This is a genomic window from Pseudomonas sp. BN515, assembly GCF_029873155.1.
Classification (GTDB): domain Bacteria; phylum Pseudomonadota; class Gammaproteobacteria; order Pseudomonadales; family Pseudomonadaceae; genus Metapseudomonas.
In genome coordinates this window covers 69,833-78,851 of the sequence record NZ_SSOH01000062.1, presented here as the reverse complement: position 1 = coordinate 78,851, position 9,019 = coordinate 69,833, and the positions used below count along the sequence as shown (strand labels likewise).

Here is a 9,019-nt window from a genome sequence, read left to right as displayed (position 1 = left end):
GACGTACGAATGGACGCCCCCTGGCTCCAATCCTGCCGACCATGCTTGCGTAACCACACCAACACCGTCGACCGGCCCTGGATGCCATAACGGGCCTGAGCTTCCTTGTAACTCATTTCGCCTTTTTCGACCTGATCGACCACCGCCAATTTAAAAGCCTGTGTGTAATCGCGCTGGCTACGTCGTACACCTTCTGCCATGGAGCTCTCCTGAAAATAAGGGCAAAGGTGTAAACCTTATTCAGGACGGGACAGGGACAAACAAAAAGCCCCGCAATTGCGGGGCTTCTGGGCAAGACGCCGATTACAGGTCGAAGTCGTAATCGGAAAGCTGCTTCTGCAAACGCCGTTCTTCGAGGTAGTTGTCGATGATGCGGCGCTTGGTCAGGTTGGTCTTGGCGGCTTCTGCCGGGGCTTCCGATTCTTCGGCATCCTCGGAAACGAATTCTTCTTCGAGCTCGATATCGTCTTTGGCTGTGCTCATAGGGTCACTCCACAAAGCGGGGCGCTATTGGCGCACCTTATAACCACAAAGCCAGAGCCGGTAAAAAAGATTTTTTCAATCAGATACCTGAGCGATTTAATAGGACATCAATCGTCCGAAGTCTTCGCCTTGTATTCGCACAGATCTTCGATGCGGCACGCGCCGCAGCGCGGTTTGCGGGCCACGCAGACGTAGCGGCCGTGCAGGATCAGCCAATGGTGGGCGTCCAGCAGGAATTCTTTTGGAACGAATTTCAGCAGCTTCTTCTCCACTTCCAGCACGTTCTTGCCGGGGGCGATGCCGGTGCGATTGCTGACCCTGAAGATGTGCGTATCCACGGCCATGGCAGGTTGGCGGAAGGCGGTATTGAGTACCACGTTGGCCGTCTTGCGACCGACGCCGGGCAGGGCCTCGAGGTCCTCGCGGTTGTCCGGCACCTGGCTGCCATGCTTCTCGATGAGAAGGCGGCAGGTCTCGATGACGTTCTTGGCCTTGCTGTTGTACAGGCCGATGGTCTTGATGTACTCCGACAGGCCTTCAACGCCCAACGCATGGATGGCTTCCGGGGTATTGGCCACCGGGTACAGCTTGGCTGTGGCCTTGTTCACGCCGACGTCGGTCGCCTGTGCGGAAAGGATGACCGCGATCAGCAGTTCGAAGGGCGTGCTGTAGGCCAACTCGGTGGTGGGGTTGGGGTCGTCGTCGTGGAGGCGGCGGAAGATTTCGTAGCGTTTCGCGGCGTTCATCGGGAGTCAGCGGTCCGGGTGGTCAGGCGGCGCCAGAGCGCCAGTAGCGTACCTAGCAGGATAAAGGCTCCGGGCGCGACGGCGAACAGGGGAATGCCGTCGGCACCGAATTGCAGGCGCCAACCCAGTGCGAGCGGGCCCAGCAGCCAGTCGAAGTGAGCGAACAGGCTGGCGTGGCCGAGCACTTCGCGCAGCGCGCCCAGCAGCGCGGCGAGCAGCGCAAACGCCAGCCCGGCGCCGAGGCCGTCGAGCGCGTCCGTGGAATCGCTTGCGGCCAGTTGCAGGCAGGGCAGTACCAGCAGGTAGAGATAAGGGCCCAGGGCGCGGTGCAGTTCAAAGGCACCGGCTTGCAGCAGCAGGCTTGCCAGGGACGCCAGCAGTGCGGACAGCAGCAGCACGCCCAGCCAGTAGCCGGCGCGGTCCAGGTGACGGCGCAGGGCAGGCAGGGCCACGCCGAAAAGCAGCAGCACGGGAAGCGCGGTCATAGCCAGTCCAAGCCCCTTCACCAGCAGGTCGGTGGCGCCCAGCAGCAGGGCCAGGCCCATCAAACCGAAGTGACCGGGTCTCATGGGGCTTTCTCCCCGAGTAGCAACAGGCGTTGGCCGTCGAAGAATTGCAGCGCGTGCTGGGTGGCGCTGACCACTGCGCGGGAGGTGATGGTGGCGCCGGCGATCTCATCGAACTCGCCCTTGTCGGCCTTTACACGCCACTCCGCCTCGGGATGGCTGGCCAGGGATGCGTCGGTGAATATCCGCAGCCAGGTGCTGCGAGCCGGCTCGATGCGGTCGCCGATACCGGGGGTTTCGCGATGGCCAAGCACCTTGGTGGCCAGCAGCCGGCCGTCTGGGCGAATGGCCAACAGCAAGCGGATCGGGCCTTCGTAGCCTTTGGCGGTGGCCGGCAGCAGCACGGCCACTGGCGTCCCTTCGCGGGTGGCCAGCCAGGCCTGCGTGGGAGCAGGGTTGCCCAGCAATTCGCTTTCCGGCAGGGCGATGGGTTGGGCGAGGGGATGGTTGTCGTAGCTGCCCGGGGGCAACAGATCGAGGAGGGCGCGCTCATCGGCAGCCTGGCGTTCTGCGTCGATGCGCCCGGCGAGGAGCTGGTCGGCGGCGATCAGCACCGCAAGGCCAAGACCGGCTAGTGCGGCCAGGATGGCCAGGTTGCGACCCTTCATGCCTGCGCCTCCGCGTTCCGTGGGGCATAGCGGTCGATGGCGGGAACCAGCAGGTTCATCAGCAGGATGGCGAAGGCCATGCCGTCGGCGTAGCCGCCCCAGGTGCGAATCACGTAGACCAGCAATCCGACGCCGACGCCAAACAGCAGGCGGCCGCGGTCGCTGGCAGCGCCGGAAACGGGCTCGGTGGCGATGAAGAAGGCCCCGAGCATGGTGGCACCGCTGAACAGGTGGAAGATCGGCGAGCCGTTGGAGTCCGAACCGCTGCCGTTCCAGCACAGCAGGCTGATGACGAACAGGCCGGCGAGCAGGCCGACTGGCGCGTGCCAGCGGATGACCTTGCGTTGCAGCAGGAACAGGCCGCCCAGCAGGAACGCCAGGTTGACCCATTCAGCGCCGCGCCCACCGAAGCTGCCGAAGGCGACGTGGCCGGCGAAGAGTTCGTCGATGGTCAGGCGGTTGTTGTGCTTGAGGTGGTCCAGCGCGGTGGCCTGGCTCCAGCCGTCTACCAGCCCGCCGCCAACGCCCAGCACCTGTTGCAGGGATTCGCCGAGACCGGGGTGCTGGCCCGGTGTGGGCCATTGGTTGAGGTGGGCGGGAAAGGCTACCAGCACCAGGGCGTAGCCAAGCATGGCCGGGTTCAAGGGGTTCTGGCCGAAGCCGCCGAACAACGCCTTGCCGAGCAGCAGGGCAAAGGCGCAGGCACTGGCGGTCAGCCACCAGGGTGAGTAGGGCGGCAGGGCCAGCGCGAGCAACACGGCGCTGACCAGGGCACTACCTTCACCCAGCAAGGGCTGGTTGAGGAGCGACGACTCCGGCGCGGCGGGCTGCTGGCGCAGGCGGCGTACCAGGGCCTCGCAGGCGACGGCGACCGGCAAGGCCACCAGCAATTGCAGCACGCTGCCCCAGCCGTATTGCCAGAACAGCGCGAGAAAGCCTGGCAGGCAGGCGACCAGCACCAGCTGCATGCTGGGGCGCGGGTCGAAGGCCGGGCGTGTGGTCATGGCCGGACTCGCAAGAAACCGTAGGAGCGAGCTTGCTCGCGAAGAATGCAGTGCAGCGTGCGTTCGCGAGCAAGCTCGCTCCTACAAACGATGCACTGCTCAGCGCTGCTCATTGAGGTTTCGCTCAGCCCGGGCCAGGCGTTCGCGGGCCTGGGCCAGCGCTGCCGGGTCGGCGTCGGCCTGGCGTTCCAGCTTGCTGACGTCGGCGCGGGCGTAGGCCAGTTCGGTTTTCAGCGCGCGCAGGGCCGGGTCCACGGGGCGCTTGTCGATGCGCTGCAGGTCGGGCGGCTGCTTGCCGGAGGCGTCCTCGGCGGCGTGCAGGGCGGATTCGGCATCGGCCAGCGCCTGGCGCAACGGAGCCAGTTCCGCCTCGCTGGCGCCGCGCTGTTCGGCGCCCTTGAGCTCTGCGCGACGGCTGACGAGGGCGAGCTTGGCCTGCTTGAGGCGCATTTCCCCCTCAGTGGCCACGGGCGCGGCCGGGGCGCCGTGAGCAGCGTCCAGGCGTTGTTGTGCCTGGTCCACGGCGGCGCGCAGTTCAGCCAGCTGGGACTGTTGTTCGGCAGTGGGGGATTCGCCAAAGGCTTTCTCGGCCCGCGCCAACTGGGTGCGGCTCATGGCGGCGGCGATCTTCGCCTGCTTGAGTGTGGCCTCGTCTGCCTGTGGCGCAGCGGCCTCCAGCGCTGCCTTGAGCGCGGCCTGGGCTTTCTCGTTGGCGGCACGCAGTTCGACGACCAGTGCCTGCAGGTCGGACGTGCCGTAAACCTCCAGCTTGTCTTCGGCCTTCTTCAGCGCCACCTGGGCCATGGCGGCCTCGATCTTCAGGCGCTTCTGCTGGTCGCTCAGGCTCGGGGTGGCGGCCTTCTGCGCCTTCACCCGTTCGATGGCGGCCTGCACGGCGTCCTGCGGCGCGGCAGCGGTGCTCTGCTGTACCTGGGCTGCGCGGGCGGCACGGGCTTCACGTTCGGCCTGGCGGCGGGCTTCCTCGCGCGCCAAGCGTGCATTGCGGAATTCGAAGCGCTCGCGGAACTGGTCGGCGTGGCCGCGCTGGGCGCTGGCGGCCGGATCGGCAAGGGGCAGGATATCGATGCAGTCCACCGGACAGGGCACCACGCAGAGTTCGCAGCCGGTGCATTCGTCGGTGATCACGGTGTGCATCTGCTTGGCCGCGCCGACAATGGCGTCCACCGGGCAGGCCTGAATGCATTTGGTGCAGCCGATGCATTCGGCTTCGCGGATGAAGGCAATCTGCGGCGGCACCGGGCCGTTGGGTGCATCCAGGGGCAGCGGCTGGACCTTCAGCAGGTCAGCCAGGGCGATGATGGTGGTAGTGCCGCCGGGCGGGCATTTGTTGATCGCTTCGCCCTGGGCGATGCCTTCGGCGTAGGGCTTGCAGCCGGGGTGGCCGCACTTGCCGCATTGGGTCTGGGGCAGCAGCGCGTCGATACGCTGGATCAGGCTGGCCTGGCTCATTGTGCCCCCATGCCATTGAAACCGAGGAAGGCCAGGCCCATCAGGCCGGCGCAGATCAGCAGCATCGGGGTACCACGGAAAACGGCAGGCACTTTGGTTTCATCCACCTGTTGCAGCAGGTCGTCGAACAGGGTCAGCACCAGCCAGAAACCGATGCCACCGCCAAGGCCCAGGCCGAGGGCCGAGCCAAAGCCGCCGGCGCTGCCGACCAGCATGGCACCCAGGGCCGCACCGTTGGCCAGCAGCAGGGGCCAGAGGCCGTCCCGCGACAGGTTCGGCCGTGCACGGGCCAATCCTTCCAGGCAGAGCCGGGCAAGCGGCGCCAGCAGCGGCAGGAAGATGAACAGGCGCAGCGATTCGAGACCCAGCGGGGCCAGCACAACCTGTTCGAGCAGCCAGGCGATGGGCGTGGCCAGCGAAATCAGCACACCGCCGGCCAGGGCCAGCGCAAGGCTGCGCGGCTGACGCAGGCTGTCGGCGCCCAGGGGCAGGCCGAGAATGAGGTTGTTGACCAGGGCCGCGCCGAGCAGGGCGAAGATGAAGTCGGTCATAGGGACGGAGCGTCGCCAGGCTGGAAAAAGGGCCGCGTATTATCCGGGATGCAGCCGGAGCGGTACAGGGGCGCGACCGCGACGGCCGGCCTCCTGTGACAAGGCTAGCTCAGGCGTCACGGGCTGATATGGAGCTGCGGATGACGGTATCGTAGGTTGGCGCCGAGCGTAGCGAGGCCCGACGTGACATGGCCCAACCGTGCAGCGTTGGGTTTCGTTCCTCTACCCAACCTACGGAAAGCACAACGCCCGCTGGAAGCGGGCGTTGTGCTGGTGCTCGGGGCCTTACTTGACGCGCTGGCCGGGCTTGGCGCCGCTGTCCGGGCTGAGCAAGTAGATTTCCTCGCCACCGGGGCCGGCGGCCAGGACCATGCCCTCGGAGACGCCGAACTTCATCTTGCGCGCTGCCAGGTTGGCGACGTACAGGGTGAGGCGGCCTTCCAGCTTGCTCGGGTCCGGGTAGGCGCTCTTGATGCCGGAGAAGACGTTGCGCTTGGCATCGCCGATGTCCAGGGAGAGGCGCAGCAGCTTGTCGGCGCCTTCGACGAACTCGGCCTTCTCGATCAGCGCGATGCGCAGGTCGACGGCAGCGAAGGTGTCGAAGGCGATTTCCGCTGCCAGCGGGTCCTTCTCCAGTTCGCCGTTGCCCTTGGGCGCCGAGGCGGCGGCCAGGTCTTCCTTGGAGGCGGCGACCATGGCTTCGATCTTCGCCGGCTCGATGCGGGTCATCAGCGGATTGAAGGCGTTCAGCTGGTGGTCGGCCAGCAGCACCTTGTGGTCGTCCCAGGTCAGCGGGGCGACGTTGAGGAACTGCTCGGCGGCGGCGGCCAGGTGCGGCAGCACGGGCTTGAGGAAGATCACCAACTGGCGGAACAGGTTCACGCCAGCGGCGCAGACAGCCTGTACCTCGGCCTGCTTGCCTTCCTGCTTGGCCAGGGCCCAGGGCGCCTTGTCGGCGATCCAGGCGTTGGCGCGGTCGGCGAGCGCCATGATTTCGCGCATGGCGCGGGCGAAGTCACGGTTCTCGTAGGCTTCGGTGATGCTCGGGGCGGCAGCGGCAAAGTCGGCGAACAGCTCAGGCGCGGCATTCTCGGCCACCAGCTTGCCGGCGTTGCCCTTGTGGATGAAACCGGCGCAACGGCTGGCGATGTTGACCACCTTGCCCACCAGGTCGGAGTTGACCTTCTGCACGAAGTCCTCGAGGTTCAGGTCGAGGTCGTCGACGCTGCGGCTCAGCTTGGACGCGTAGTAGTAGCGCAGGTATTCCGGCTGCAGGTGGTCCAGGTAGGTGCGCGCCTTGATGAAGGTGCCGCGGGACTTGGACATCTTCTGGCCGTTCACGGTCAGGTAGCCGTGCACGTTCAGTGCGGTCGGCTTGCGGTAGCCGGCGCCTTCGAGCATGGCGGGCCAGAACAGGGCGTGGAAGTTGACGATGTCCTTGCCGATGAAGTGATACAGCTCGGCCTTGGAGTCCTTGTTCCAGAAGGCGTCGAAGTCCAGTTCCGGACGGCGCGCGCAGAGGTTCTGGAAGCTGGCCATGTAGCCGATGGGTGCGTCCAGCCAGACGTAGAAGTACTTGCCGGGCGCGTCCGGGATTTCGAAGCCGAAGTAGGGCGCATCACGGCTGATGTCCCACTCCTGCAGGCCGGCATCCAGCCATTCGGCGATCTTGTTGGCCACCGACTCCTGCAGGGCGCCGCTGCGGGTCCACTCTTTCAGCATGGCGTCGAAGTTCGGCAGCTTGAAGAAGTAGTGCAGGGATTCCTTGAGCACCGGAGTGGCGCCGGAGATGGCGGACTTCGGGTTCTTCAGTTCGGTGGGCGAGTAGGTCGCACCGCAGGATTCGCAGTTGTCGCCGTACTGGTCTTCGGTGCCGCACTTCGGGCAGGTGCCCTTGATGAAGCGGTCGGCCAGGAACATTTCCTTTTCCGGGTCGTAGTACTGGGTCACCGGACGGGTGCCGATGTGACCGGAGTCGCGCAGCTTGGTGTAGATGCTGCTGGACAGGACGCGGTTTTCTTCCGAATGGGTGGAGTGGTAGTTGTCGAAGTCCACCAGGAAGTCGGCGAAGTCGGCGGTGTGCTCGGCGCGGACGTTGTCGATCAGCTGCTCGGAGGTGATGCCCTCCTTCTCGGCGCGCAGCATGATGGCCGAGCCGTGGGCGTCGTCGGCGCAGACGTAGACAGCCTGGTTGCCACGCATCTTCTGGAAGCGCACCCAGATATCGGTCTGGATGTATTCGACCATATGCCCGAGGTGGATGGACCCGTTGGCATAGGGAAGGGCGCTTGTCACAAGGATTTTGCGGGGCTCGGTCATGGTGCTCGGCTACCGGATGTAAAACAGAAGGGAAGTCGGCAACTATATAGGCCCGCCGCGATTTTTTCACGCGCGGAGGACCAAGCGGCCGGGCGGTCGGGTAGGATAGCCGCCTGATTTGCTCGGATATTTCCTGGAGTCTTGCCATGAGCACCGTTTCCCGCGCCCAGGTTGAAGCAACCCTGCGCCAGTTCACCGATCCCCACCTCGACCAGGACCCGGTCAGCGCCGGTTGCCTGCGCGAGGTCGACATCCAGGGCGGTAAGGTCCGCGTGCGTCTGGAACTGGGCTACGCCGCCGGTCTGTTCAAGGCTGGCTGGGCACAGATGCTGAAGATGGCGCTGGAGAACCTGGATGGCGTGGACAGCGCCGATGTGCAGGTGGATTGCGTGATCGAGGCGCACAAGGCTCAGGAGCAGGTGCCGGCGCTGGCCAACGTGAAGAACATCATCGCCGTGGCCTCGGGCAAGGGCGGCGTGGGCAAGTCCACCACCGCTGCCAACCTGGCCCTGGCGCTGGCCCGCGAAGGTGCGCGAGTGGGCATCCTCGACGCCGATATCTACGGCCCCAGCCAGGGCATCATGTTCGGTATTCCCGAGGGCACCCGGCCCAAGGTGCGTGACCAGAAGTTCTTCATTCCGCTTGAGGCGCATGGTGTCCAGGTGATGTCCATGGCGTTCCTGACCGACGACAACACGCCGGTGGTGTGGCGCGGCCCGATGGTCTCCGGCGCGCTGATCCAGCTGATCACCCAGACTGCCTGGGAAAACCTCGACTACCTGGTGGTGGACATGCCGCCGGGCACCGGTGATATCCAGCTGACCCTGGCGCAGAAGGTGCCGGTGGCCGGTGCGGTGATCGTCACCACCCCGCAGGACCTGGCGTTGCTGGATGCCAAGAAGGGCGTGGAGATGTTCCGCAAGGTGAACATTCCGGTGCTGGGCGTGGTGGAGAACATGGCCGTGCACATCTGCTCCAACTGCGGCCATGCCGAGCACCTGTTCGGCGAGGGCGGTGGCGAGAAGCTGGCCGCGCAGTACGGCGTGGAGCTTCTGGCATCGCTGCCGCTGTCCATGGCTATCCGCATGCAGTCCGATGGCGGCAAGCCGACTACCATCGCCGACCCGGAAAGCCAGATCGCCATGATCTACCAGCAGGCGGCCCGCTGCGTCGGGGCGCGCATCGCACTGTCCGACCAGGCGGCCACCGCCATGCCGAACATCACCATCAGCGACGACTGACATTCCGGCCATCCGGCGAGGCCTTTGCCCG

The 9,019-nt window shown here is 65.6% G+C and carries 10 protein-coding genes; 1 reads left to right on the top strand and 9 read right to left on the bottom strand.

Features of this window, described 5'->3' with window-relative positions; genetic code table 11:
- The 9 genes from E8E91_RS15815 to metG all read right to left on the bottom strand — a co-directional run.
- On the bottom strand, positions 1-200 hold a 200-nt coding region (locus E8E91_RS15815), incomplete at its 3' end, for a helix-turn-helix domain-containing protein (protein ID WP_280374028.1).
- A 103-nt stretch (positions 201-303) separates the two neighbouring features.
- Positions 304-483, bottom strand: coding sequence for a hypothetical protein (locus E8E91_RS15810; protein WP_151132350.1), 180 nt, complete (start codon positions 481-483; stop codon positions 304-306).
- Between the two features lie 107 nt (positions 484-590).
- Positions 591-1,229, bottom strand: a complete 639-nt coding sequence (nth, locus tag E8E91_RS15805) for an endonuclease III (RefSeq protein WP_280349472.1) — start codon at positions 1,227-1,229, stop codon at positions 591-593.
- Positions 1,226-1,798 (bottom strand): Rnf-Nqr domain containing protein, encoded by a 573-nt coding sequence (locus E8E91_RS15800; RefSeq protein ID WP_280376719.1) that lies wholly within the window; start codon positions 1,796-1,798, stop codon positions 1,226-1,228. Before E8E91_RS15800 ends, nth begins: the two co-directional genes overlap by 4 nt.
- Positions 1,795-2,403, bottom strand: a complete 609-nt coding sequence (locus E8E91_RS15795) for an RnfABCDGE type electron transport complex subunit G (RefSeq protein WP_280376717.1) — start codon at positions 2,401-2,403, stop codon at positions 1,795-1,797. Before E8E91_RS15795 ends, E8E91_RS15800 begins: the two co-directional genes overlap by 4 nt.
- The gene (locus E8E91_RS15790; RefSeq protein WP_280376716.1) at positions 2,400-3,407 is read right to left on the bottom strand and encodes an RnfABCDGE type electron transport complex subunit D; all 1,008 of its coding nucleotides are present in this window, start codon (positions 3,405-3,407) and stop codon (positions 2,400-2,402) included. Before E8E91_RS15790 ends, E8E91_RS15795 begins: the two co-directional genes overlap by 4 nt.
- Before the next feature lie 99 nt (positions 3,408-3,506).
- Complete coding sequence (rsxB, locus tag E8E91_RS15785) at positions 3,507-4,877, bottom strand: electron transport complex subunit RsxB (RefSeq protein WP_280376715.1); 1,371 nt, start codon at positions 4,875-4,877, stop codon at positions 3,507-3,509.
- Positions 4,874-5,428 (bottom strand): Rnf-Nqr domain containing protein, encoded by a 555-nt coding sequence (locus E8E91_RS15780; RefSeq protein ID WP_280376712.1) that lies wholly within the window; start codon positions 5,426-5,428, stop codon positions 4,874-4,876. The genes rsxB and E8E91_RS15780 overlap by 4 nt, the downstream gene beginning before the upstream one ends.
- A gap of 285 nt (positions 5,429-5,713) precedes the next feature.
- Positions 5,714-7,747, bottom strand: a complete 2,034-nt coding sequence (gene metG, locus E8E91_RS15775; RefSeq protein ID WP_280376709.1) for a methionine--tRNA ligase — start codon at positions 7,745-7,747, stop codon at positions 5,714-5,716.
- A 146-nt stretch (positions 7,748-7,893) separates the two neighbouring features.
- Between metG and apbC the strand changes: the two genes are divergently transcribed.
- Positions 7,894-8,988 carry an iron-sulfur cluster carrier protein ApbC gene (gene apbC, locus E8E91_RS15770; protein ID WP_280376707.1) on the top strand — a complete coding sequence of 365 codons (1,095 nt, stop codon included), beginning with the start codon at positions 7,894-7,896 and terminating at the stop codon, positions 8,986-8,988.
- Positions 8,989-9,019 lie beyond the last annotated feature (31 nt).

Excerpts from the sequence above, each read along its gene's own strand:
- E8E91_RS15810 (WP_151132350.1), bottom strand. The coding sequence starts at position 483 with ATGAGCACAGCCAAAGACGATATCGAGCTCGAAGAAGAATTCGTTTCC.
- nth (WP_280349472.1), bottom strand. The coding sequence starts at position 1,229 with ATGAACGCCGCGAAACGCTACGAAATCTTCCGCCGCCTCCACGACGAC.
- E8E91_RS15800 (WP_280376719.1), bottom strand. The coding sequence starts at position 1,798 with ATGAGACCCGGTCACTTCGGTTTGATGGGCCTGGCCCTGCTGCTGGGC.
- E8E91_RS15795 (WP_280376717.1), bottom strand. The coding sequence starts at position 2,403 with ATGAAGGGTCGCAACCTGGCCATCCTGGCCGCACTAGCCGGTCTTGGC.
- E8E91_RS15790 (WP_280376716.1), bottom strand. The coding sequence starts at position 3,407 with ATGACCACACGCCCGGCCTTCGACCCGCGCCCCAGCATGCAGCTGGTG.
- rsxB (WP_280376715.1), bottom strand. The coding sequence starts at position 4,877 with ATGAGCCAGGCCAGCCTGATCCAGCGTATCGACGCGCTGCTGCCCCAG.
- E8E91_RS15780 (WP_280376712.1), bottom strand. The coding sequence starts at position 5,428 with ATGACCGACTTCATCTTCGCCCTGCTCGGCGCGGCCCTGGTCAACAAC.
- metG (WP_280376709.1), bottom strand. The coding sequence starts at position 7,747 with ATGACCGAGCCCCGCAAAATCCTTGTGACAAGCGCCCTTCCCTATGCC.
- apbC (WP_280376707.1), top strand. The coding sequence starts at position 7,894 with ATGAGCACCGTTTCCCGCGCCCAGGTTGAAGCAACCCTGCGCCAGTTC.